Raw genomic sequence first — 22941 nt, forward strand, 5'->3', positions numbered from 1 at the left:
TATCAAGTGCCTGACTTGATCTTGGTCCAAGCCCGCGTGCGGGCGCGTTCGGCGTCACGACCCAGAGGCTTGAGCGTATAGAGCGTGGCCATCGCGGCCTCGGTGGGGTACAGGTTGGGGTTGTTGCGAATCGACGGATCAACCTGTTCGGTAGCGTCTTTGTTGGGATTGGGGTAGCCGACAAAATCGCTGATGGGCGCAATCACCTGCGGCTGCAGCAGGTAGTTGATGAATGTGTAGGCGTCTTGTGGGTTCTTGGCACCTTTGGGAATGGCGAGCATGTCAAACCAGATAGGTGCGCCTTCCTTGGGCAGACGCATGTCTACGGTCACGCCGTTCCTGGCCTCTTTAGCGCGGTTGGCGGCTTGGGAAAAGCTGCCGGAGTAACCGACCGCGACGCAGATGTCACCGTTGGCGATATCTGCCATGTATTTGGAGGAATGGAAGTAGGTGATATAGGGGCGGATTTTCATCAGCAGCGCTTCGGCCCTCACATAGTCCTTGGGGTTGCTGCTGTTGGGGTCGAGGCCCAAGTGCTGCATGGCCAGGGGCAGGATTTCGGAGGGCGAGTCCAGCAGCGCTACACCGCAGGACTTGAGCTTGCTGATGTTTTCTTCCTTGAAAATCAGGTCCCAGCTGTCCACTGGCGCATCGGCACCCAAGGCGGCCTTGACTTTGTCCGGGTTGAAGCCGATCAGGATGGTGCCGTACATGTAAGGCACGGCGAATTTATTGCCCGGATCGTTGGCCTCGATCAGCTTCATCAGCTTGGGATCGAGGTGGTTCCAGTTCGGCAATTGGCTGCGGTCCAGCGGCTGGAATATTCCGGCTTCGATCTGCTTGGCCAGGAACACGTTGGATGGCACTACCACGTCATACCCTGAGTTGCCGGTGAGCAGCTTGGCTTCCAACGCTTCATTAGTGTCGAAGATGTCGTACACCAATTTAAGGCTGGGATTGTGCGCCTTGAAGTCCTCCAGCGCCTTGGGGGTGATGTAGTCGAACCAGTTGTAGACCCGCAGGGTTTTCTCTTCGGCATGAGCCATGCCGCTGATAACGGCAGTGCAAAGGATAAGTGACTTGAACATGTTCATTGGGCAGCCCCTTGAAAACCTTCGAGAACGTTGACGGCATTGATGCCGATTTCTTCCACCGCGTAGCCGCCTTCCATCACGAACAGCGTAGGTTTACCCAAGCGGGAGATGCGTGCGCCCATCGCCAGATAATCCTCGCTGTCGAGTTTGAATGTCGAGATCGGATCGTCCTTGAATGTATCCACGCCCAGGGAGACGACGATGATGTCGGCGCCATAACGATCAATTTCTGTGCAGGCTTGCTCAAGCGCCGCGCTCCAGGTCTCCCAGCCGGAACCGGCCGGCAGAGGGTAGTTGAAGTTAAAGCCGGCACCGGCGCCTTCACCCGACTCGTCGGCATAGCCCAGGAAAAACGGAAACTCCGCTTCCGGGTGGCCGTGGATCGAGGTAAACAGCACGTCGCTGCGCGCATAGAAAATCGACTGGGTGCCGTTGCCGTGGTGATAGTCCACATCCAGAATCGCGACCTTTTTGTGGTCTTGATCAAGAAAGGCCTGGGCGGCAATTGCGGCATTGTTGAGGTAGCAATAACCGCCCATCAAGTCGCCAGCTGCGTGGTGTCCCGGTGGACGGCACAGGGCGAACGCACTGTGGGCCCCTTGCTGAATCGCCTGTTGGGCGCTAAGCGCGACCTGCGCCGCCGAGTAGGCTGCCTGCCACGTGCCGGCGGTGATTGGCGCTCCGCCGTCGAAGCTGTAATAACCGAGTTGACCATGCAGGCTTTCGGGTAACACGCGGCGCAGGGTGCGGGCGGGCCAGGTGTAGGGCAAGAGGTCGCCGTCCTGACCAAATTCGGTCCAGCGCGCCCAGGCACCCTTGAAGAAATCCAGGTACTCCCGGCTATGAACGCGTTGCAGCGGTTCCAGGCCAAAGTCCTGCGGCGCCTGTACCTCGCCAAGTTGACGGTCCCTGACCCGTTGTAATACATGATCGGCGCGTGAGGGCATTTCGAAGCAGGGCATCAACTGCCCGTCCATCAGCTCACAGCGGCCGTGGTGCAGGTGGTGATCATCCGAGTAGATGGTCAGCATTGGTTGTTCTCCGCAGGCTGTATCGGTCAATACAGTCTTGCCCTGGGCGCAGCTTATGAGAACGGTAAGTGCGGCCAAAAGGGGATAAATATGGCCAGATTCTCTGTCCGTAATTCGCTCCTCAATGAGGCGTCATGCGCGAAATTGGCTCGGCGCCACGCCACTCCAGCGCACAAAGGCGTGCCGAAAACTTGCGGTCTCGCTGAAGCCCAGAGTCTCGGCGATCCGGTAGATGGGCCACCGGTCTTCGGCCAGCATTTGCTTGGCGCGTTCGAAACGAAGTTCGTCGAGCAGTTCCTGATAGCTGCAGCCCAGGTCGTGCAAGTGTCGACGCAAGGTGCGCGCCGAGCAGTTCATCTGTCGGGCCAGCCCGTCCAGCCCAGGTGCGGCATGCAGTTGTGCAGCCAGCAATAGCCGGATTCGCCCCAGCCAGGCCTCGCGCCCGGTGAACTCAGTGTTCTGTTTTCGGCAGCGCTCGGTCATGGCCTGGTGTGTTACCGCATCAGCCAGCGGTAAAGGCTGGTCGAGCCAGCGTTTATCAAAAGCAAATGCATTGACGGTGGACTGGAATTGCAACGGACAGTCGAAACATTCGGCGTAGCGAGTCTGATAGTCCGGCGCATCATGCTCAAAGCGAGCGCCCAGCAAGGGCAGTGAGTGGCCGAGCAGGTCGTCGCAAATGACCTTTAGCGACCCCAGGCACAGCTCGACATTGAAGGCGGTCAGTGCCGGATTCTCGCGGTAATCGCCCGCAGTGAACCAGATCCGTTCGCCGTCTTCCTCCAGACTCAGCTCGAACAGTGTTCCCAGCAGCGCGGGATAACGCAGAGCCAGACGTAGCGCGTCACCGAAAGTGGCACTGGTAAGCAGGGCATAGCCCAGCATGCCGTAGGATGAGACATGCATACGCCGCCCCACGATCAGGCCGATATCGCGCTGCAGAGCCACGGCGTTGGCGCACACCTGCATCTCCTGATGCGTGGCGATGCGCGTGTCGGCACGGTTCAGGTCCGCTGCGCATATGCCACTGCCGGCCAGCAGCGCCTCGGCGGACCAGCCTTGGGCCTTGAACGTGCTCAGGACCAGTGAGACAGCATTGAGGGTGGTGAGATGGGAGTGCAACATGGGACTTCCAGCCAAGCGAGGAATACAAAAAGGGCAAGTTATGTGCCGGAATCCCGCCTGGTTATTTTTGCTTCGGCGACTGGCTGTTCGAGCCTGGGCCGGTTCAACAACCAATCGCCCGTTCCGGCCTCCAAGATCTCGGCGCTCTGCCATGCCGCATGGACGCTGACGCCGTCCATCGCAGCTCAGACATGCTACCTTCACCCGACATCGATCACTGCTTCCTCTAGGGAGAATGTCCCGTGCTGATTGCCCACCTTTCCGATCTGCATATCAGGCCGCAAGGCATGCTTTATCAGGGGCTGGTTGATTCGAACACGATGTGCGAGCAGGCCATTGCACACCTGAACAGGCTCGTGCCGCGACCCGATGTCGTGATCATCACCGGCGACCTGGTGGATGAGGGGCTACCGCAAGAGTACGCAATGGCGCGTACATTGCTGGCCGGGATCGAGCCGCCGTTGCTGATGATTCCTGGCAATCATGATGACCGAAACTTAATGCGTAGTACCTTTTCCCAGCCGTATCTCTCTTCAACGGCAGGCCCGTGGCACTTCGTCGCCGATGACCTCGGGCCGGTACGGATCATTGGCGTGGATGTGACCGTACCGCATGAACACCACGGCGACATGACCGAGGCGGCTGGGGCCTGGCTCGATGCGGCACTGGCCCAGGAGCCGGCGCGTCCGACTCTGATCATGCTGCACCAGCCACCGTTCCTCAGTGGCATTCCCTATATCGACACGTATGCCTGCCGGAACTCGGAGCGACTGCGCGAGGTGGTGCAGCGTTATCCGGCGATCGAACGTGTGGTGTGCGGACACATTCACCGCTCGATGCAATTACGTTTTGGCGGCACAGTCCTGTGCACTGCCCCCAGCACAACGACAGCCATCGGGTTGGCCCTGGATCCAGAGGCAGAAGAGGCGTCGTATGTGGAGCCGCCGGCGTTGCTTCTGCATCACTGGAAGGTGGATACGGGTCTGATTACCCACTGGGTGCCAATCGGCACATTCCGCGGGCCACTGCCGTTTGCATGACTGCAGGAGTGTGGCGGGAGGCGGATGGGGGTGAGTGCCTGCATCGGGTGAGTGCTGGTAACGGGCAGCTATTGACCCAAAGCGGTCAATCGCCGAATAACCACAAAGCTGAGGCAAAAAAGGGCTTATACGCCTTCCGTCTCTTGCCGCAAGACCTGTACCAGTTCTCCAGCAACAAAGGCTTCGACCGCTCCTTCACTGGCGTTCGCCTCAAACGCTGCGCAACACGCCGATGTGTCGCCGTCGTCTATACGGTAAACGGCAATGACGCTGCCAGGCCCGCAGCCTGTGTGTCCGCATAGGGTAAACCCGCCGTCAATCGAACCCTGCATGACACCGAGGCCATAGCCGGCATTGACCCATGGGCGCCCGGGAATCGCGCCGCCCAATCCCCGCGCTGCCTGCATTTCCTGAAGTAGGCTTTTCGGGAGAAGATCACCGGACAGGAGTCGATCCAGGAATACCGCCGCTTGCGAGAGTGGGCCGATCAGCAAGCCGTGATAGACCCAGGCGGGGTCGTAATTAGAGGCACTTCCAAGAGGGGAGGTTTGTAAGTCTGCCTGCGTTTTGGCGAAGCGAACGTTTGACAGGCCCAATGGGCTTAGTGCCCGTTGATTGACCGCTTCATCAAGCGTCAGATGAGTTAGCCGCTCAATAAGCCTGCCGATCAGCATGTATCCGACATTTGAATAGCGCCAGCCGGTTCCGGGGCTGTATCGAAGTCGAGTGCCGTCCAGGCGCTGCATCATTTCGTCTGTTGACCAGGCTGATTCGCTGTTTGAAACGGCAGCGTGATACTCCGCCAGTTCGCCATAATCAGCGAGACCTGCCTCATGCCGCAGTAGCTGGCGTAACGTGAAAAGCTGATCGGGAATAGGTTCGTCCAATCCGATCAGCCCATCACGCACCAATGAGAGGGCTGTTGCCGCCAGGACCGTTTTCGTAAAACTCCACCAAGGCACCATCAGTTCTGATGGGTCGGGCGTTTGTGGCTGACCATTTGATATGAGTGAACTGAGCATTGGCGTCCTTGGGATGTTTGCGGGTCGAGGGCTCGACACGATATCTCATTTGATCTTATTCGCCGGAGGCCTTCGAGGCACATCTGATGGATTCATTCGTCCTTTGGAGGACGTTGTTTCAGGCAGGGAAATATCGTTATTCTGGCGGGCGTAGTTGCTTTTATCGAAGACTGTTCTGGTCCACTGCAGATGCTCCCCAAAGCCTGCCGTCAGGCCGTTCGCTTCAAGTAGGATATTTCGGGGCATTTACATTGCTCGTCAATGCGCAAGGAAGCGGAAATATGACTCAAGCCAAACGCAATAAAACACTCAGCGGCTCCTTCGTATTCGCTGGATTAGCGTACGGCGTATTGCTGTTTTTCTTGATTCTCATCTGGTTTTTGCCTGAGCGAGCGCAAGTGATCGCACATTTTCGGGCCTATATGTTGCCCGTTATTTTTTTCGGGGTGACGGGGAGCATTGTGTATCGCGAGGGCAAGGGGAGCGCTGAGAAGGCAGGAAAGTGCTTGATGGCAATGGCCTACCTGTCCTGTGGTGCCTTTTTCGGCTTGTTCATCTATACGTTCCTGACCGGCAAGTAGTCCGCTATCGTTCCAGGCTGACATTCGTCACCTAATGTTCTTAGTGTTCAGCTGCGTTCCTGACTTCCCCAAGGTGACTGATCCCTTGTCCTTGTAGCCCACGCGATGGCGCATAGCGCCATTCCCGCCACATTCAACGTGACCGGATTGAACGCGTCCAAGAGCATTGAGGGTTGCATGATCGCCACATCCACCAGCAGAGCTAGCAGGATGAGTCCGCCGAGCAGCAGCGGCCAGTTGAGCCGAGGTAGAAGAAGCAACACTGCGGCCAGCACCAGTTCTGCCGCGCCTGCCGCCTGGACCAACCATGTTGAATGTCCCAGCCCGTGAGCCTGCAACAGCATCTGCTCGCCGGGGCTTAATGCGATGAGCTTCGGCACCAGGCCGTGGTAAGCGAACATGAAAGCCAGGCTGCCGCGTGCCAGCCAGTGAACCTGGCGCATCCCCTTCACGAAAATCCCTTGAGGAAGCGCTGTTGATGGTCAGGTGTTGGCAGCATGCACACTTCGTGCTTTCCAAACAGACGATAGCGGTTTAGCGCGACGCGGTCGTAAGCCCAGTCACGAAACCACTGTGGAAAATACGCAGCACCCGAAACATTGGCCACGCTTCCGGCAACAGAGTAACCACTTCGAAGAATGCCTCCGAGCGCACCCAGTAATGTTGGTCGCGAATGACCGCCATGGTGTCGAACGCATTGACGGGCAACCCTGCCCACGCCAGCAAGGCTTGACCTTCGGGCGACTGCACCGCTGCCAGTCGAACGCGATGGTGACGGTCGTGCCGGATCAGAAACTTCGCCCAGCCGTTACACAGTTTGCAGACGCCGTCGAACAGCACCACGGTTTCACCAGGGGCCAGAAGCGGCGCGGGGGCAGGGCGGACCAATGAGGCAGGCATGCTGGATTCTCTGCGGGGGCGATGGAAGCATTGTATGGCGCGCTGTCGTAGCGTTTCCAGTCAAGGCAAAGGAGTCGTCTGTGCAACCACATGCCTTCGATTCGATTTTGATGCGCAGAGTAGGGAATTTCGCTTACCTTGCACTTGATCCGGTCAGCTGTGAGCGAACCGTCGAACAGGCCTGAGAAAAGCTGATATTGGATAAGCGGCTCGGAGAGAGTCTGCTCGAACTGCGGAGTCGTATTCCCCACGCGGGAGAGACTCCTGCATCACCGTCTAAAGGAATAGGATTTATGTTTATGCGCCGCGTTGCGTTAGGTTTACTGATTCTGGGGTTCAATGTCTCGGCAGCACTTGCCGGGACTATTTGCACGATTGTCGCTGACACGAGAAGTGGTGAGCTTCTGCTTGAAGAAGGTGATTGCAGCAGCCGAGTGACCCCCGCCTCAACGTTCAAGATCGCCATTAGCCTGATGGGCTTTGACGCAGCTTTTCTGCAAAACGAGCATTCTCCTACTTTGCCGTACCGTCCCGGTGATCCTGACTGGGGCGGAGCTGCATGGCGGGAGCCGACCGATGCAGCGCGGTGGTTTCAATATTCCGTGGTGTGGTTCTCTCAACGCGTTACGCATGCGCTTGGAAAGGCTAAGGTCAAGCGATATGCCGAGTCATTCGATTACGGAAATACCGACCTGACGGGTGATCCGGGGAAAAACAACGGCCTTGATCGTGCCTGGATCAGCTCCTCGTTGAAAATCTCTCCTCGCGAACAGATCACTTTTCTGAACAGGCTGGTGAACCGTCAACTACCCGTGAGCCCCCATGCGTTCGATATGACGAGTCGGATTTCGCAAATCGCCTTGCGGCCAGACGGTTGGGACGTTCACGGTAAAACAGGCACAGCATTTCCTCGGATGGGAGACGGCACAAGCGATGAGGCTCATGGATACGGATGGTTCGTCGGTTGGGCAACGAAGGGCGAACATTCCCTGGTTTTCGCCCGTCTAGCTCAAGATGACCACGCGCAGCCGATGCCCGCAGGACTGCGAGTTCGTGATGCGTTACTGGATGAGTGGCCCGAGCTGGCCAGATCGCTGGTGAAGCGATGAAGGAAGCCCAGCAGGCCGGGCGGCATCCGTCTTGACCGTTACTCAGCTGTCATCAGCGTAAAGGACCGCCTCATGCACATATCCCCTAATCTCGTCATTCACGAAACCACCCACTGGCTGATCAACCACCGCAAGGACAGCCACCTCCCAGGCTACCTGATGCTCAGCGCCAGGCAGTTAACCAATTCACTGACAACCTTACCCAACGAAGCGCTGGCCGAGCTCGGTGTATTGCAGGCCCAAATCCAGCAAGCCATCGAAACCCACCTGCTCCCCAAACGCCTCTACATCGGCCATTTCGGCCATGACGCGGGCCATTCCATTCACTTCCATTTCATCCCGATCTACTCATGGGTCGAGGCGTTGTTCTGGAAAGACGAACGTTACAGATCGCTGCAAACCTTCGGCTCGCTACCTGACGGCTCCAACCAAACCGACGGCGCGGAACTGACCCTCTTCGTATGGCGAGAATTCTGTGAGCGCCCTGATCCTCCGCCGATAGAAGGCCCGTCCATCGATCAAGCCATCGCGGCGCTGCGGCATGCATTCAGTCCCGACACTCGTATCTGATGGCAGGGCCGATTTCAGAAAAACGACAGTCCCGCAAAAGCGCTCGGTCAACCAACGGCTGCCAACCTGAAAGCGCCAACCCACCCGCCACAAAAAAACCAAAATCCTGTCCAATTGTGTGATCCCGCCCCTCCAGCATTCGTCATGAACCCTAACCTCTGCTGCCGTCAGGGGATCAACGCCAGGACCCTCCATGCAAACGCTGTTGAACGAGATTCTCGACGAAGTGCGTCCCTTGATCGGCCAGGGCAAGGTGGCTGATTACATTCCCGCGCTGGCCGACGTGCCGGCGCAGCAATTGGGCATTGCCGTTTATGGCAACGATGGCACCTATTATTGCGCGGGCGATGCCCTGGAGCCGTTCTCGGTGCAGAGCATTTCCAAGGTGTTCAGCCTGGTTCAGGCGATCGGTCATTCTGGCGAAGCCATTTGGGAGCGCCTGGGCCATGAGCCGTCGGGTCAGCCGTTCAACTCGCTGGTGCAGCTTGAGTTCGAGCGCGGACGCCCGCGTAACCCTTTTATCAATGCCGGGGCTTTGGTGATCTGCGACATCAACCAGTCGCGGTTCGCTGCGCCGACCTTGTCCATGCGCGATTTCGTACGGCGGCTGTCGGGCAATCCCCAGGTGTTGATCGATGCCCGCGTGGCGGATTCCGAATATCAATTCCGCGCACGCAACGCGGCCATGGCCTACCTGATGCAGTCATTCGGCAACTTCCATAACGAAGTCGAAATCGTGCTGCGCAGTTATTTCAGCTGCTGCGCGCTGAAGATGAGCTGCCTGGATCTGGCCCGGGCGTTCTGCTTTCTGGCGAACAACGGGTTCTGCAAACACAGCGGTGAGCAGATCCTCACGCCGCGCCAGACCCAACAAGTGAACTCGATCATGGCCACCAGCGGGCTATATGACGAAGCCGGCAATTTCGCCTACCGCGTGGGATTGCCGGGCAAGAGCGGGGTAGGGGGCGGAATCGTCGCGATCGTGCCCGGCCAATTCACCGTGTGCGTGTGGTCGCCGGAACTGAATGCTGCCGGGAATTCACTCGCCGGCATGGCGGCGTTGGAGTTGCTGAGTTCGCGGATTGGCTGGTCTGTTTTCTGACAGGGGTCGTGGTTGTTTGACGTTCGGTTGATCATTGAAAAAGTTTGACCGGCGGGCGCGTTGGTCGCTTTTCCGAGAAAGCCGAATCGAGCCGTGTCGAGGGCGAAGGGTTACCCGATACAATGCCGCTTTGGCCCTGTCCAGTTCGAACCAGTCTGCGGGATGTTGATGCCGTGGCGATGTCGGGAGATCCGTGTGACTACTGTTCCAGTCGACCCCAGCGGCGATGAGCGCCTGTCTCATGTGCTGAATGCCAGTGAACGGCTCGTCATGGCGGGATCCGTGGACGAAGTCGTCGCGGTGCTGCGAGACGTGGCGCGTGCCACGCTCGGCGCGGATGGCATTGCGGTGGTGATTCAGGACGAAGGGCGGTGTTCTTACATAGCCGAAGATGCGGTCTCTGCGCTGTGGCAGGGCCAGACCTTTCCGGCTGACCACTGTGTTTCCGGGTGGGTCATGCACCGCGGCGAGACGGTTGCGATCCGTGACGTCCGGCTCGATCCACGCATCTCGCAAGACATCTACGCGCCGACCTTTGTGCGTAGCCTTGTTATGGCACCCATCGGTCGGCCAGTGCCGGTCGCGGCGCTGGGCGCCTATTGGTCGCAGGTCCGCAGTCACGATGACGACACGGTCAAACGCCTGGAAAGTCTGGCGCGGCTGGCAACCATCGCCATCGAGAATGCGCGCCTGACCCAGGCCCGCAATCGCGCGGCTGCACTCGGGGCCGCCCAGAACCGTATCCTTGAACTGGCGGTTGAAGAAACACCGCTGAACGCCGCGCTGGACGCGATCGTCCGCGAGGTGGAGGCGCTGTCGCCGTCCCGTTTCCTGGGCAGCATCCTGCTCCTGAACGAGGAGGGCAGCCAGCTGCAGCATTGCGCCGGGCCCAACCTCCCCCTTGCATTTATCGAGGCTGCCGCACACGTCACTGTCGGCGCAGGTTCAGGCTCCAGCACAACCGCGACGGTTCCGAACTCGCGGACGGCGGTGTCCGACATCGTGGACCACCCTCACTGGGCCCAATTCAGGGCGCTTGCCGTCGGACACGGGTTGCACGTTTGTGGGGCGATTCCGATCCGTTCGGCGCAGGGCGCCATGCTCGGCACTTTTGTCATGTATCACACCGAGCGGCGCGAGCCCTTGACGGCGGATATCGAGATCGGCGATTTCGTGGTCAAAACGGTGGGACTGGTCGTGCACCGTGCGCGCGCTGAGGCCGCCATTCGCAGCAGCGAGGTGCGCTACCGCCAGATAGTCGAAGGCGCCGAGGACTTCGCGATCATCACCTTCGATGGGCGGGGGGCCGTCACCGGTTGGAACATCGGCGCCCAGCGCATCGTCGGTTACTGCGCCGATGAAGTCATGGGCCGCGACGGTGATCTCTTCTACACCGATTCGGACCAGATCGAACGGGTCTTTCAAGCCGAGCTCGAACTCTCCATGGAGCAGGGGCGCGCCGTCAACGAACGTTGGCACGTCGATAAACACGGCGCGCGCTTCTGGGGCTCGGGTTTGATGATGCCGCTGGCAACGGATCAGGGCGGCTTCGTGAAAATCTTCCGCGACCGCACGGCCGAGCATCAGGCGGAAGCGGCGTTGCAAGAGAGCGCGGCGCGTCTGAGCTTTTTTGATGAGCTCGACAACCGCCTTTTCAACATCCGCCGGGCCGAAGACGCGATGCTCGCGGCGACCGAGTTGCTCGGGCGCAGGCTCAACGTGTCGCGCTGCGCCTACGCAGATGTCGACATCGACCATGACCGCTTCTGGATTCGCAGCGACTATAACGCGGCTGGCATTCAGAGCTCGGTCGGCGCCTACAGCCTCGATCTTTTCGGCCCGCGGACGGCGGCTGACATGCGCGAAGGCCGAACCCTGATCGTGCGCGACGCCGTTGCAGAACTGGGTCCCGGCGAAGGCCTGGAGACCTTCCGTGGGATTGGCATCGACGCGATCATCTGCTGCCCGCTGGTCAAGAATGGCCGGCTGACGGCCATGATGGCGGTTCATCAAGATCAGCCTCGCGACTGGTTGCCCGCTGAAGTCCTGCTGGTCAGGGAAGTGGTCGAGCGCTGCTGGGCGCATGTCGAGCGTGTGGGCGCCGAGATGCGGATGCGCGAGAGCGAAGAGCGCCTGCGCCTTGCCGTCGAACACGCCGATATCGGTTTCTGGGACGTGGACATCGTCCACGACGCGTTGATCTGGCCCCCCAGAACCAAAGCAATGTTCGGCATCCCGGCTGACGTGCGGGTCACGATTCAAGACTTTTATGACGGCTTGCATCCGGAGGACCGGGACGAGACGATCGAAGCATTCACGGCGGCCAGCGACCCCGAACGCCGCGCGCTGTATGACGTCGACTACCGCACCGTCGGCAGAGACGATGGTGTGATTCGCTGGGTGGCCGCCAAGGGGCGGGGCGTGTTCGATGCCGCCGGCCGTTGCTTGCGCGTCACCGGCACGGTGGTTGAAGTCACGGCCCGCAAGGATGCCGAGGAGGGGCTGCGCGAACTCAATGCCACGCTGGAAGTGCGGATTGCCAAAGCCATCGCCGAGCGCGAAGAAGTCCAGGAGGCGTTGCGCCAGAGTCAGAAGATGGAGGCCATGGGTCAGCTGACCGGCGGCGTCGCCCATGACTTCAACAACCTGCTCACCCCGATCGTCGGCACCCTCGACATGCTCCAGCGCAAAGGCGTAGGCGGCGAACGTGAGCAGCGGTTGATCTCCGGCGCCGTGCAATCGGCCGATCGCGCCAGGACACTCGTGCAGCGGTTGTTGGCTTTTGCGCGCCGTCAGCCGCTGCAGCCGGTGTCGGTCGACGTGGCGAAACTGGTGAACGGCATGGGCGATCTCGTCGCCAGCACCACCGGGCCGCAAATCCGGGTCGTCGTCGATGCCCCGCCTGATCTGCCTGCCGCCATCGCGGACCCGAATCAGCTCGAGATGGCGCTTCTGAATCTTTCCGTGAACGCGCGGGACGCCATGCTCGAAGGCGGCACGATGAGGATCTCGGCGAGTGCCGAATGGGTGTGCACCGGCCACCGTTCCAGGCTGCCGACCGGCGACTACCTCTGTCTGTCCGTTGCGGACACCGGCATTGGCATGGATGCGTCCACGCTCGCCCGGGCGGTGGAACCGTTTTTTTCCACCAAGGGCGTCGGTAAAGGCACGGGGCTTGGGTTGTCGATGGTGCATGGCCTGGCGTCCCAGCTCAACGGCGCGCTGACGATTCAGAGCTCGCCGGGGCTTGGGACGAACGTGGAGCTGTGGCTGCCGCGCAGCATGACCGTGCCGGCGGCGGCGTTGCGTATCGACGAGGCCCCGGACCGACGCTCCCTGCGCGGGATCGCGCTGCTGGTCGACGATGAAGACCTGGTGCGCGCCAGTACGGCGTACATGCTGGCCGATCTGGGTTATCGCGTGATCGAAGCCTCGTCCGGCGAAGAAGCCTTGCAGTTGTTGGGCACCGGGCAGCCTGTCGATCTGATCGTCACCGACCACCTCATGCCGGGCATCAGTGGCACCGACCTGGCCAGACGCGTCCGAAACGCCCGGCCCGGGACGGCTATCCTGCTGGTCTCGGGGTATGCCGAACATGAAGGGCTCGACCCGGATTTGCCGCGCCTGACCAAGCCGTTCCGCAAAAGCGAACTGGCGGCGAGTCTTGCTCAGTTGGGAGGGACGGCCTGAGGCAGCCAGGTGGCCCGGGTACTTACCAGGCGCGGTAGAGGATCAGGGGACGAAGCTCAATGCCGCGACATAACCGCGTTATGAACAGGTAATGCGGCGTGTTCGGGATGTTGATGCAAGAAATACCCGATCGCTTGGGCCTCGCGGTCCACAACGCAGATGTTCACGCTGGGGCGCGGGACTGTGCACTGCCCCAGGGCCAGAAATCCGCAGTCCATCACGCCGTAAACTGCAGCCGGCCGTGCGACCTCCGAGCAGTCGTAGACCATCTCGCCGAGGTAGTTGATCTGCCCTTTGGCAACGCTGAAACGCAGCGATTTGTAGTAAGGTCCCATTACGCCGCGGCGGTTACCCAGGCGGCTTACCTCATAGTCACCGGCGGGTAGCCACGCCGAGTAATCATCCTTGGGGCCCCACCCGAAGATCTTGTCACTTTTGATATCACGAAACTCCAGATACGTTCCGTATGGACCACCCTCAATCAGCGTGCCAACAACCAGACCGGCGTTTTGCGCATTGTAAACGGGCGAATTCAACGCCATGTCCTCAGGCAATGATGAACACCCCATCAGTGATGCGGTCAGGCCAAGTGCGAGTATGTGCTGCGAGCCAAGCATTCAGGCAGTTCTCCAGGGTGGCAGTTAAACGTTTCGAACCAGCTATTACCGGCGCGCTGGACGGCGACGACAGCCTTCATTAGCATGATGGCCTTTCGCCTATCTGTACATCAAGGACGATCAGTCAATATGTTCAGTTTTTCCCCACAGCGCCTGCGTGGCGGTGTAACCATTGCCGCACTCTTACTGGGCGGGTGCAGTTTCAACGGATCCTATCCGGATGCCAGTGAATCTGATTCTGCAAAGCTGCGCTTCATCAGCAGTAACGAAAACTCGACCCTCGATCTGTTCGACGAAGAGCATTGCGGCGGCCAGACCACCGGAATCCTGAACAATCTGTTCACCGCCAATACCCGGCGCAGGGCGGATATGAGCATTGCTGCTCCCGATGACGCCAAGGCTTATCTGGAAGTCCGCTTGCGGCCAGACCACGAACTGTTCGCTCGAGCCAATACATTGGGCAGCGCCAGCGTGTGCACAGTGGGGTTCAACTTCACGCCGCAAAGCAGCGGCGAGTACGAAGCAAACTTTCGCCACACAGGTAACACTTGCCAGGTCTCCCTTAGCCGACTGCGCCAGATTGATGGCAAGGTCATACGCTCGCCAATTGCGCTGACCTACAAAGGTCTGCCCGCCTGCGCCGGCCGCAGTCCGATCTTCCCCAAGTCTGTCGAAGCACCGCCGCAATCTCCGGAGCGTGCGGCCCTGATCGCGCGAATCGTTGATGCAAGTGTTATCCCCAAGATGAAGTCTGATAACGACGACGCCTCTTCGTCTAGAGACGCGTTGATCGGCACAGCGATGGACGAACGCAAGCAACGGTTTGGCTTCAAGCTGCCCGATGTGTACTGGACTGAATATCACCAGAACCTTGAACAGTTCGCCAAAGATGAAATGGCTATCAAGGCGCGTGCACTAGAGCTCTACAAGGATTACTACACTCGCAGTCTAGGCGTGCTCGAGACCCCTCAAATTGTCGAATTGTCGCCAGACGGGCCAACAGCCGACCGCAGCAAGGCGATGTCTACCAACAACGCCATGCTGGAGTACTACTACCGAACCTATCGAGAACTGGAAAAGGAAACATTGAGCGCGCATCAGGCGCGCATGGCAGATCTGGATCAGCGTTTTGATGTGTGCAAGCGGTTCACGGGTTGCTGGCAAAATTAATCGGGCCTGCCGGAAGTACGTTATGCGATTGACCAGTTTGACGAAAGTCGGCCTATTGAATCGTTTCACTTCAGCACTTCCGGCACCGATACGACATCGCCGACAACCGTCCGAAACTTCAGCACCCCCTCACTTCTCTGCCATCATTCCCTCATCGCTTCAAACTGAGGGCAGGCAATGTCTATCGGACAGCTGAAGATCAACGCCATCCGTCTCGTCGGCGGTGCTGCGGTGCTGGATTACCTCAATACCTGTGACGGCCGTCGGCCGGGCACGGGGTTGCGGGAGGTCGTCGACAAGCTGGGCAATCTGGAGGACATCGTCCACTGGTTTCACCACGCCGGGCTGATCGACGATCAGGAGCATCAGCACTTCGTTGCGCTGGTACAGGACTCGTCCTGGCACGCGATGACGTCATTTGGACAGTTAATCGATTTCCGCGAAGCGTTGTATCGGTTGCTGCTGCCCATGGCGCTGGACCACGGGCCTGGCACGTCCAGCCTGGATGCGTTGAATCAGGCACTGGTGGACACCGCTGGCCAGCGTTTACTGGTGCTGACGCCTGCGGGCGTGATCTGGCGCTGGCGTGTGGGCGACGATCTTGGCTCGATGACGGCCGGTTTCATCGGTCGTCTCGCGGTGCAGGCAGCGGCGCTGCTGACCACCAGTGATCTGACGCGTCTCAAGGCCTGCGCCACGCCGGATTGCGACTGGCTGTTTCTCGATACGTCGAAAAACGGCCGCCGCCGCTGGTGCCAGATGAATATTTGCGGCGCCCGGGAAAAGATCAAAAGGGCCACGGCCGAGTCATGAGCACTGGCGTCCGTGCAGCCTGCGGCAATCTGCGCCCTAACACCGGCAAAAAGCCAGGGAACCTGCCACGTTCTCAAGCTTCTTATCTCTAGTTCACAAGCGTCGGGGCAGGTGCCGCGGCGGGACATGAGAGAGCACAGGCATGGGCGACATTCGTATCGGCATTTCAGGCTGGCGTTACACGCCGTGGCGCGGGGATTTCTATCCCGTCGGCCTGACGCAGAAAAACGAGTTGAAATTCGCCTCCAGAGCCGTGAACAGCATCGAAATCAATGGCTCGTTCTATTCGCTGCAGTCTCCCGACCTGTACGCGCGCTGGTACGACGAGGCGCCGAAAGGCTTCGTCTTCAGCGTCAAGGGCCCGCGCTATATCACCCATGTCCGCCGCCTCAAAGAGATCGACGAGCCCGTCGCCAATTTCTTCGCCTCCGGTATTTTCCAGCTCAAGGAAAAGCTGGGCCCGATCCTCTGGCAGTTTGCGCCCAATTTCCCATTCGACCCCGAGCGCTTCGAACATTTTCTGAAACTGCTGCCCCACGACGGTAAAGCCGCCAAGGCCTGTGCAAGCAAGTGCGCCGAGCGGTTGCAGCAGCCGGGTTATCTGGACATTCCGCCCCGCCTGAAGCTGCGGCACGCCGTTGAAATCCGCCATGAAAGCTTTAAGGTGCCGGCCTTTGTCGCGCTGCTGCGCAAGTACAAGGTCGCGCTGGTGGTCGCGGACACCGCCGGCAAGTGGCCCCACGTCGAAGACCTCGCCACCGACTTCGTCTACGTGCGACTGCATGGCGACAAGGAACTCTATGCCAGCGGCTATTCCGACGAGGCGATCAAGCACTGGGGCGACCGCATCGACGCGTGGCAGCGGGGCGCGCAGCCCAAGGATGCTCAACTGATCGTGGACAATGCGCCCCGGGCGCGGAAATCCCGCGACGTCTATTGCTACTTCGATAACGACATCAAGGTCCGCGCGCCCTACGACGCGCGCCGGTTGCTTGAGCGTTTCAATCTCACTGAAAACCTGGAAGTTGCGCCAGGCGATTTGCATGGAGCCACGTTGTGACCAGTGCCCTGATCCCCGAAGAACTCCACGGCCGACGACAAAGCGCGTCGACGTCGGTCACGCTTAATGTGCTGACCATGAACATGCACATGGGCTTCGGTTTCCTCAATAAACGCTTCATCCTGCCGGAGCTGCGCGACGCGGTGCGTACGGTGTCCGCCGATATCGTGTTCCTGCAGGAAGTCCACGGCGAGCATCAGGACCACGCGCAGAACGTGAAAAACTGGCCGACCACGTCGCAGTACGAATTCCTCGCCGACAGCATGTGGAAGGATTTCGCCTACGGCCGCAATGCCGTGTACCCCCATGGTCACCACGGTAATGCACTGCTGTCCAAGTACCCGATTATTCGCCACGAAAACCTCGACATTTCCATCCACGGCACCGAAGAGCGCGGCCTGCTCCACTGCGTGCTGGACGTGCCGCATTTCGGCGAGCTGCATGCGGTGTGCGTGCACCTGGGCCTGAAAGAGGTTCATCGCCAGCAGCAGCTGAAATTGCTCGCTGATCTGGTGGGTCGGTTGCCGTCCGATGCGCCAGTGATTGTGGCGGGGGATTTTAACGATTGGCGGCAGAAGGCCGATGGCGTGTTGAATCCTGCCGGGCTGCGCGAGGTCTTTGTTGAATCATTTGGGGCGCCGGCGAAGAGTTTTCCAGCGCGCTTTCCGTTGTTGCGCCTGGACCGTATTTACGTGCGCAACGCGCACATCCGGTCGCCCAGGGTGATGTCCAATCGTCCCTGGTCGCACCTTTCCGATCATGCGCCGTTGGCGGTGGAGGTAACGCTATGAGGGGTATGAGAGCGATGGGCGCCATGTGTGGCCTTTGGCGGGACGGCAACTCGGTGGAGTTGTTGATCAATGGCGAAGACTTTTTCGCCCGGGTGTTCGACGCCATTCGTGCGGCGCGCGAAGAGGTGCTGATCGAGACCTTCATCATCTTCGAAGACCGCGTCGGCGAGGGTTTGCAGCAGGCCGTGATCGAAGCGGCCAGCCGTGGCGTTCGCGTGATTATCACGGTGGACGACTACGGCACCAGCGACCTGAGCACGGCGTTCGTCAGCAAGATGATCGAGGCCGGCGTGCAGATTCAGCTGTTCGACCCGCGCCCCAAGCTTATGGGCATGCGCACCAACCTGTTCCGGCGCCTGCACCGCAAAGTGGTCGTGATCGACGGCGAAACGTCGTTCATGGGCGGGATCAACTATAGCGTCGACCACATGGCCGACACCGGCATCACCGCCAAGCAGGACTACGCGGTGCTGGTGCGCGGGCCGATTGTCGCCGACATTTATCGCTCGACGCTGGGCATGCTGGGCCCCGCGGTGCGCAAGACTTTCACGCCGCTCAAGCCGGTGACGCGTCAGGCCGGCAGCGCGCGCATGCTTCTCGCCGAACGCGACAACCGTAATCACACCACCGACATCGAAGAGCAGTACCTGCTGGCGATGCGCAACGCGACTCAGCGCATCACCATCGCCAACGCCTACTTCTTCCCCAGCTACCGGTTCCTGCGTGAACTGCGCAATGCGGCTCGACGCGGGGTGAAAGTCACGCTGATCCTCCAGGGCCAGCCGGACATGCCATTTGTGCGCGTGTGCTCGCGTCTGACCTACACCTGGCTGCTGCGCGAAGGGGTGATCATCCACGAATACAAACAGCGGGCGCTGCACGGCAAGGTCGCGTTGATCGACCACGAGTGGTCAACGGTGGGCTCGAGCAACCTCGACCCGCTGAGCCTCGCGCTGAACCTGGAAGCCAACCTGTTCATCCGCGACCATGCCTTGAACCAGCGCTTGCACGAACACCTCCGAGACCTCGCCGTGGCCCACAGCAAACAGGTCAACCTCAAGGGCCTGGCGAAAGGGCAGTGGTGGCGTGCACCGATGATCTTCCTCAGCTTCCACTTCCTTCGGCACTTCCCGGCCATTGCCGGCCTGTTCCCGGTGCACGGTCCACGCCTGAAACCCCTGCGCGCGCCTGAAACCCTGCCGGAAGCCGCCGCGCTCAAAAACGAGCTGCCGGCCGATCAGGAGAAATCCCTATGACCGGCGTATCCCAAGCTTCTACCCACGAGCAGAAACCGGCCGACGCGGGCAAGAATCGTCCGTGGCTGACGTGGGCCAAGCGCGCCTTCACGCTGTTCTTCTTCATCGCGGTGCCGGTGCTGCTGTTCACCCTGATGAAAAACCTCGACTGGAACGAGGTGATGCACGCGCTGGAGTCCTACAAGCTCAGCACCCTGGCGCTGGGCTTTATCATCGCGGCAGGCAGCTACCTGACGTATTGCTGCTTCGACGTCCTGGCCCGGCGCTACACCGAACACAAATTGGCGGTCAAGCAGATCATCCCCGTGACCTTCGTTTGCTACGCCTTCAACCTCAACCTGAGTTCTTGGGTTGGCGGCATTGCGCTTCGCTATCGCCTGTATTCGCGCCTGGGCCTGGACGTGCCGACCATCACCCGTATCCTCAGCCTGAGCCTGATCACCAACTGGCTGGGCTACATGCTCTTGGCCGGTTTCGTGTTCGCCGGGGACTTCGTCGACCTGCCCGAAGGCTGGAAGATTGGCGACACCACGCTGCAACTGATCGGCTTTGTCTTGCTGGCCGTTTGCCTGGCGTATTTTTTGGCCTGCCGCTTCTCGAAAAAGCGCACCTGGACCGTCCGCAAGCAACAGTTTGTCCTGCCCTCGCTGAACCAGGCACTGCGCCAAGCCCTGCTGGGCGCGCTGAACTGGGGGCTGATGGCGCTGCTGATCTACGTGCTGCTGCCGGAAAAAGCCTTCTACCCGGCGGTGCTCGGGATCCTGCTCATCAGCAGCATCGCCGGCGTCATCGCCCACATCCCTGCGGGACTTGGCGTGCTTGAAACGGTGTTCATCACACTGATGCAACACCAATTCAGCAAAGGCCAACTGCTGGCCGCGCTGATTGGCTATCGCGTGATCTACTTCCTCATCCCGCTGATGATTGCGCTGGTGGTGTATGTGGTTTTGGAGAAACGGGCCAAGGCCATGCGCAGCAAGAACGAAGGGCAGTTGTAGGAGAGGAGATCGACTATCTGGGGCAGGTCGGGGACAGATTGCAGGTCGGGGACAGATTAATTTACGGTGAAGCGTTGTAAATAAATCAGTCCCCTCAAACATCGATCTGGAGAGGTCGGGGACAGATTGCAGGTCGGGGACAGATTAATTTACGGTGAAGCGTTGTAAATAAATCAGTCCCCCTCAAACATCGGCTCTGACTGTAGGACCGGCTTCAGCCGGGAAGCTTTTGCTTTTGATCTTCATACACAGATGGTCCAGTCACCGCCAATCGCGACTTGGGTGCAGGCTGAACGCAGGTCTCGCGGAGTGGGCCGAGCCGCATGGATGCGGCGAGAGCTGCCCCCCGCCATGGATGGCGGATGGCAGCGGGCCCACGGAGCGAGACCGGAGTGAAGGAACCCCGAGGAACGAGGGGCCCAACCGAGAGCAAGCACCCTTGGTTACTTGGGGTGCTTTTCCAAGTAACTCGCCGAAGGCGAAACAGTCTGCCCCCAGGCAGACACCCTAGATCTTGATCTTGATCTTGATCTCAAAGATCAATCCCGCCCAGCGAACATTTTGACGGCATCCACCGCATCATTCGTCCCCGAACTGATCTGCACAATCGCAGCCCCCGCCTGATCCGCCAGATCCACCCCCTTCACCGCCGTACTCCGCGTATTGTCCATACTCACAATCGCCTGACGCGTCTCAGTCTGAATCACCTGAATCATCTCCGAAATCTCCTGCGTCGACCGACTCGTACGACCCGCCAGTTGCCGAACCTCATCGGCCACCACCGCAAACCCACGGCCCTGATCGCCGGCCCGGGCCGCCTCGATCGCCGCATTCAACGCCAACAGATTCGTCTGATCCGCAATACTGCGAATCGTATTCACGATCGCCGTAATCTGCTCCGAGCGCTCACCCAACTGACCGATGATCCGCGACGAATCATCGATATTCTGCGAAATCTGACGCATCTCACTGGCCGCCTGCTGAATCACCTGCGTGCCTTGCTCAGCGTATTTCTGCGTCTGCACCGAAATGTGATAGGCCTGCGCAGCACTCTGGGAATCCTCCTCGTGCTTCTGAATACGCGCGGTCACATCCGACGCAAACTTCACCACCTTCCACAGCTTGCCGCTGGCGTCATACACCGGGTTATAGGACGCCTCCAGCCAGAGCGTTCGGCCCTGCTTGCCGACGCGCTTGAACTGATCGCTGAAAAACTCACCCTTGTTCAACCGACGCCAGAAGTCCTGATAATCGGCGCTGTTGCTGAACTCAGGCGGGCAGAGCATCTTGTGGCTTTTGCCCAACAACTCCTGCCGACTGTAGCCCAACAAACGCAGGAGGTTATCGTTGGCCGCGATGATCGTGCCGTCCAGGTCGAACTCAATCACCGCCATGGCGCGGTCGATGGCCTGCAACTTGTTGTGGGTTTCGCTCTCGGCCTGAAGCTTGGCGGTCACGTCCATGGCGTACTTGACCACCCGGATGACCTTGCCGTCCGAATCCCTGACCGGATTGTAACTGGCCTCCAGCCACACCGTGCTGCCGTCGCCGGCGACACGCTGGAACGTCGCGGTCACAAACTCGCCGCTGCGCAAACGCGACCACAACTGAGCGTACTCAGGGCTGCGCGCGTGTTCCGGGGTGCAGAACATGCGGTGCTCTTTACCGATGACCTGCTCGGGCCGGTAGCGCATGGTGTTGAGGAAGTTGTCGTTTGCCTTGAGCACCATACCGTTCAGATCGAACTCGATGCTGGCCATCGAGCGATTGATCGCTTCCAGCAGACTGGCCTGATGGGCGACGGTCAGCTGCAGGTCCTGGATGATTTTATTCTTGGACGAGTCGAAAAACATGATGGCGGCTCACGCAGGTGGAGAGGCGAGGGTCCAGGTCCATGACCGTGCGAGCGAGAGTCAGCTCAGATGCGTGTTCCCTGTGCAGTGCAGCGGATAATCACGCAGGTGATGTTAAAAAGCTATACCAAAGTTATACAGCTCGTCGGGTTTGTACAAGGCTGCCAGTTAATCGTCGAAACCGGCCTGCTCGGAGATCTCGTCCACCTTCAGCTCCAGTCGATAGGCCACGGCAATGAACAGGGCCTGACACAAACACAACGTAGCGCTGAGCGAACGAAACGCGAACGAGCTGCCTTCGTTGACCAGCAGCACGGCGTTGGCGCGCTTGGCCAGGGGCGACAGATTGCTGTCAGTAATGATCAAGGTCTTGGCCTGATGATGCTGGGCGATGCGCAGACAGTGCTGGGTTTCTTTGCCGTAGGGCGTGAAGCTGATGGCGATTACCAGGTCATTGGCGCGCACGCTGCGCATCTGCTCGCGGTAACTGCCGCCGAGGCCGGAAATCAGGTGGATGCGCTTATTGGTGTGCTGCAGGTTGTAGACCAGATAGTCGGCAACGGCGAAGGAGCGTCGTACCCCGACCACGTAGATGTTGTCGGCGTTGACCACCAGGTCCACGGCTTTCTCGAACGCTTCGTCGTCCAGTTCCAGCGCCAGCCGCTCCAGCCCCGACAGTGTGGCGTTCACGCATTCGCGGGCCAGGTCGCCGGCGCTGGCCTTCTGCGATTTGTTGGCGATCATGCTGCGAATACGTTGCTGGTAGTTCTGCACCGGGGTGGTTTTGTGGGTGTAAGCCTCGCGAAACAGCGCCTGCATTTCGCTGAACCCGCTGAAGCCGAACCGCTGGGAGAACCGCACAATGGCCGAAGGATGCACCTCGCATTCCCGGGCGATGTCGCTGATGCGGTCGACCATGATCCGGTCGCTCTGCTGGCTCATGTAGCTGGCGATGCGTTTGAGCTGGCGCGGCAGGCTCTCGTATTCGGCCGTGATCAGCTTGAGCAGGGCATCGGCGGTCTCCGGCGCGGCGGTGACGGGCGTTTCGCCGTCGGCTCCGTTATCGGGCGCGCCTGGCTGATCGAGGCTGGACATACGTGCAAATCCTTTGGCGGATGG

The 22941-nt window shown here is 59.7% G+C and carries 20 protein-coding genes and 2 pseudogenes; 12 read left to right on the forward strand and 10 right to left on the reverse strand.

The genetic code is table 11. The features are described 5' to 3' along the window. Positions 1-2 precede the first annotated feature (2 nt). The 3 genes from SLW75_RS13100 to SLW75_RS13110 all read right to left on the reverse strand — a co-directional run bounded on the left by SLW75_RS13100 (position 3) and on the right by SLW75_RS13110 (position 3250). Positions 3-1094 carry a polyamine ABC transporter substrate-binding protein gene (locus SLW75_RS13100; protein WP_410934635.1) on the reverse strand — a complete coding sequence of 364 codons (1092 nt, stop codon included), beginning with the start codon at positions 1092-1094 and terminating at the stop codon, positions 3-5. Further along, positions 1091-2125, reverse strand: a complete 1035-nt coding sequence (locus tag SLW75_RS13105) for a histone deacetylase family protein (RefSeq protein WP_410934636.1) — start codon at positions 2123-2125, stop codon at positions 1091-1093. Before SLW75_RS13105 ends, SLW75_RS13100 begins: the two co-directional genes overlap by 4 nt. A 132-nt stretch (positions 2126-2257) precedes the next feature. After that, entirely contained in the window at positions 2258-3250 is a 993-nt protein-coding gene (locus SLW75_RS13110) for an AraC family transcriptional regulator (protein WP_410934637.1), read from the reverse strand. Between the two features lie 242 nt (positions 3251-3492). Between SLW75_RS13110 and SLW75_RS13115 the strand changes: the two genes are divergently transcribed. Continuing rightward, on the forward strand, positions 3493-4290 hold the full coding sequence (locus tag SLW75_RS13115) for a phosphodiesterase (protein ID WP_083232998.1): 798 nt from the start codon (positions 3493-3495) through the stop codon (positions 4288-4290). A gap of 125 nt (positions 4291-4415) precedes the next feature. On the opposite strand, the gene SLW75_RS13120 is transcribed toward SLW75_RS13115, so the two are convergent. Continuing rightward, a complete protein-coding gene (locus SLW75_RS13120) occupies positions 4416-5312 on the reverse strand; it encodes a serine hydrolase domain-containing protein (RefSeq protein ID WP_410934638.1) in 897 nt (298 codons plus the stop codon). Between the two features lie 86 nt (positions 5313-5398). Here SLW75_RS13120 and SLW75_RS13125 point away from each other — a divergent pair, with 86 nt between their 5' ends. Beyond that, on the forward strand, positions 5399-5893 hold the full coding sequence (locus SLW75_RS13125; RefSeq protein ID WP_410934639.1) for a hypothetical protein: 495 nt from the start codon (positions 5399-5401) through the stop codon (positions 5891-5893). A gap of 47 nt (positions 5894-5940) precedes the next feature. Here SLW75_RS13125 and SLW75_RS13130 read toward each other — a convergent pair whose 3' ends face one another. Next, positions 5941-6336: a DoxX-like family protein gene (locus SLW75_RS13130; RefSeq protein ID WP_410934685.1), complete on the reverse strand. Its 396-nt coding sequence runs from the start codon at positions 6334-6336 to the stop codon at positions 5941-5943. A 5-nt stretch (positions 6337-6341) separates the two neighbouring features. Continuing rightward, positions 6342-6793, reverse strand: a pseudogene (locus SLW75_RS13135) (thiol-disulfide oxidoreductase DCC family protein). A gap of 293 nt (positions 6794-7086) precedes the next feature. Between SLW75_RS13135 and blaOXA the strand changes: the two are divergent. From blaOXA to SLW75_RS13155, 4 genes are all read left to right on the forward strand, one after another. Beyond that, entirely contained in the window at positions 7087-7902 is an 816-nt protein-coding gene (gene blaOXA, locus SLW75_RS13140; RefSeq protein WP_410934640.1) for a class D beta-lactamase, read from the forward strand. Between the two features lie 72 nt (positions 7903-7974). Continuing rightward, positions 7975-8472: an HIT family protein gene (locus SLW75_RS13145; protein ID WP_410934641.1), complete on the forward strand. Its 498-nt coding sequence runs from the start codon at positions 7975-7977 to the stop codon at positions 8470-8472. A gap of 193 nt (positions 8473-8665) precedes the next feature. Further along, on the forward strand, positions 8666-9574 hold the full coding sequence (gene glsB / locus SLW75_RS13150; protein WP_410934642.1) for a glutaminase B: 909 nt from the start codon (positions 8666-8668) through the stop codon (positions 9572-9574). A 270-nt stretch (positions 9575-9844) separates the two neighbouring features. Beyond that, a complete protein-coding gene (locus SLW75_RS13155) occupies positions 9845-13264 on the forward strand; it encodes a PAS domain S-box protein (RefSeq protein WP_410934686.1) in 3420 nt (1139 codons plus the stop codon). Positions 13265-13320: 56 nt separating this feature from the next. On the opposite strand, the gene SLW75_RS13160 is transcribed toward SLW75_RS13155, so the two are convergent. Then, positions 13321-13881: a hypothetical protein gene (locus SLW75_RS13160; RefSeq protein WP_065986530.1), complete on the reverse strand. Its 561-nt coding sequence runs from the start codon at positions 13879-13881 to the stop codon at positions 13321-13323. Between the two features lie 129 nt (positions 13882-14010). Here SLW75_RS13160 and SLW75_RS13165 point away from each other — a divergent pair, with 129 nt between their 5' ends. From SLW75_RS13165 to SLW75_RS13190, 6 genes are all read left to right on the forward strand, one after another. Beyond that, positions 14011-15051: a hypothetical protein gene (locus tag SLW75_RS13165; protein ID WP_410934643.1), complete on the forward strand. Its 1041-nt coding sequence runs from the start codon at positions 14011-14013 to the stop codon at positions 15049-15051. Between the two features lie 177 nt (positions 15052-15228). Next, complete coding sequence (locus SLW75_RS13170) at positions 15229-15864, forward strand: CGNR zinc finger domain-containing protein (protein WP_410934644.1); 636 nt, start codon at positions 15229-15231, stop codon at positions 15862-15864. A 142-nt stretch (positions 15865-16006) separates the two neighbouring features. Then, positions 16007-16924, forward strand: coding sequence for a DUF72 domain-containing protein (locus SLW75_RS13175; protein WP_410934645.1), 918 nt, complete (start codon positions 16007-16009; stop codon positions 16922-16924). Continuing rightward, a complete protein-coding gene (locus SLW75_RS13180; RefSeq protein WP_410934646.1) occupies positions 16921-17715 on the forward strand; it encodes an endonuclease/exonuclease/phosphatase family protein in 795 nt (264 codons plus the stop codon). The genes SLW75_RS13175 and SLW75_RS13180 overlap by 4 nt, the downstream gene beginning before the upstream one ends. A gap of 5 nt (positions 17716-17720) precedes the next feature. Next, on the forward strand, positions 17721-18971 hold the full coding sequence (gene clsB, locus SLW75_RS13185) for a cardiolipin synthase ClsB (RefSeq protein WP_410934687.1): 1251 nt from the start codon (positions 17721-17723) through the stop codon (positions 18969-18971). Next, complete coding sequence (locus SLW75_RS13190; protein ID WP_296308660.1) at positions 18968-19969, forward strand: lysylphosphatidylglycerol synthase domain-containing protein; 1002 nt, start codon at positions 18968-18970, stop codon at positions 19967-19969. The genes clsB and SLW75_RS13190 overlap by 4 nt, the downstream gene beginning before the upstream one ends. 539 nt (positions 19970-20508) lie before the next feature. Here the strand turns inward: SLW75_RS13190 and SLW75_RS13195 are convergent. The 3 genes and pseudogenes from SLW75_RS13195 to SLW75_RS13205 all read right to left on the reverse strand — a co-directional run bounded on the left by SLW75_RS13195 (position 20509) and on the right by SLW75_RS13205 (position 22917). Then, positions 20509-21060 (reverse strand): methyl-accepting chemotaxis protein, encoded by a 552-nt coding sequence (locus tag SLW75_RS13195; protein WP_410929382.1) that lies wholly within the window; start codon positions 21058-21060, stop codon positions 20509-20511. Next, positions 21046-21822, reverse strand: a pseudogene (locus SLW75_RS13200) (PAS domain-containing protein); the annotation flags it as partial. The pseudogene SLW75_RS13200 and the gene SLW75_RS13195, both read right to left, overlap by 15 nt. 168 nt (positions 21823-21990) lie before the next feature. Continuing rightward, positions 21991-22917 (reverse strand): MurR/RpiR family transcriptional regulator, encoded by a 927-nt coding sequence (locus SLW75_RS13205; RefSeq protein ID WP_296311100.1) that lies wholly within the window; start codon positions 22915-22917, stop codon positions 21991-21993. Between the last annotated feature and the right edge of the window lie 24 nt (positions 22918-22941).

The organism is Pseudomonas sp. W5-01 (genome assembly GCF_046540435.1).
Classification (GTDB): domain Bacteria; phylum Pseudomonadota; class Gammaproteobacteria; order Pseudomonadales; family Pseudomonadaceae; genus Aquipseudomonas; species Aquipseudomonas graminis_B.

What these genes read in the sequence shown, in the direction of transcription:
- SLW75_RS13175 (WP_410934645.1), top strand. Translation starts at nt 16,007, where the DNA reads ATGGGCGACATTCGTATCGGCATTTCAGGCTGGCGTTACACGCCGTGG.
- glsB (WP_410934642.1), top strand. Translation starts at nt 8,666, where the DNA reads ATGCAAACGCTGTTGAACGAGATTCTCGACGAAGTGCGTCCCTTGATC.
- SLW75_RS13120 (WP_410934638.1), bottom strand. Translation starts at nt 5,312, where the DNA reads ATGCTCAGTTCACTCATATCAAATGGTCAGCCACAAACGCCCGACCCA.
- SLW75_RS13100 (WP_410934635.1), bottom strand. Translation starts at nt 1,094, where the DNA reads ATGAACATGTTCAAGTCACTTATCCTTTGCACTGCCGTTATCAGCGGC.
- SLW75_RS13170 (WP_410934644.1), top strand. Translation starts at nt 15,229, where the DNA reads ATGTCTATCGGACAGCTGAAGATCAACGCCATCCGTCTCGTCGGCGGT.
- SLW75_RS13110 (WP_410934637.1), bottom strand. Translation starts at nt 3,250, where the DNA reads ATGTTGCACTCCCATCTCACCACCCTCAATGCTGTCTCACTGGTCCTG.
- SLW75_RS13165 (WP_410934643.1), top strand. Translation starts at nt 14,011, where the DNA reads ATGTTCAGTTTTTCCCCACAGCGCCTGCGTGGCGGTGTAACCATTGCC.
- SLW75_RS13160 (WP_065986530.1), bottom strand. Translation starts at nt 13,881, where the DNA reads ATGCTTGGCTCGCAGCACATACTCGCACTTGGCCTGACCGCATCACTG.
- SLW75_RS13145 (WP_410934641.1), top strand. Translation starts at nt 7,975, where the DNA reads ATGCACATATCCCCTAATCTCGTCATTCACGAAACCACCCACTGGCTG.
- SLW75_RS13125 (WP_410934639.1), top strand. Translation starts at nt 5,399, where the DNA reads ATGGATTCATTCGTCCTTTGGAGGACGTTGTTTCAGGCAGGGAAATAT.
- SLW75_RS13155 (WP_410934686.1), top strand. Translation starts at nt 9,845, where the DNA reads ATGGCGGGATCCGTGGACGAAGTCGTCGCGGTGCTGCGAGACGTGGCG.
- SLW75_RS13130 (WP_410934685.1), bottom strand. Translation starts at nt 6,336, where the DNA reads ATGCGCCAGGTTCACTGGCTGGCACGCGGCAGCCTGGCTTTCATGTTC.
- blaOXA (WP_410934640.1), top strand. Translation starts at nt 7,087, where the DNA reads ATGTTTATGCGCCGCGTTGCGTTAGGTTTACTGATTCTGGGGTTCAAT.
- clsB (WP_410934687.1), top strand. Translation starts at nt 17,721, where the DNA reads ATGAGAGCGATGGGCGCCATGTGTGGCCTTTGGCGGGACGGCAACTCG.
- SLW75_RS13190 (WP_296308660.1), top strand. Translation starts at nt 18,968, where the DNA reads ATGACCGGCGTATCCCAAGCTTCTACCCACGAGCAGAAACCGGCCGAC.
- SLW75_RS13205 (WP_296311100.1), bottom strand. Translation starts at nt 22,917, where the DNA reads ATGTCCAGCCTCGATCAGCCAGGCGCGCCCGATAACGGAGCCGACGGC.
- SLW75_RS13105 (WP_410934636.1), bottom strand. Translation starts at nt 2,125, where the DNA reads ATGCTGACCATCTACTCGGATGATCACCACCTGCACCACGGCCGCTGT.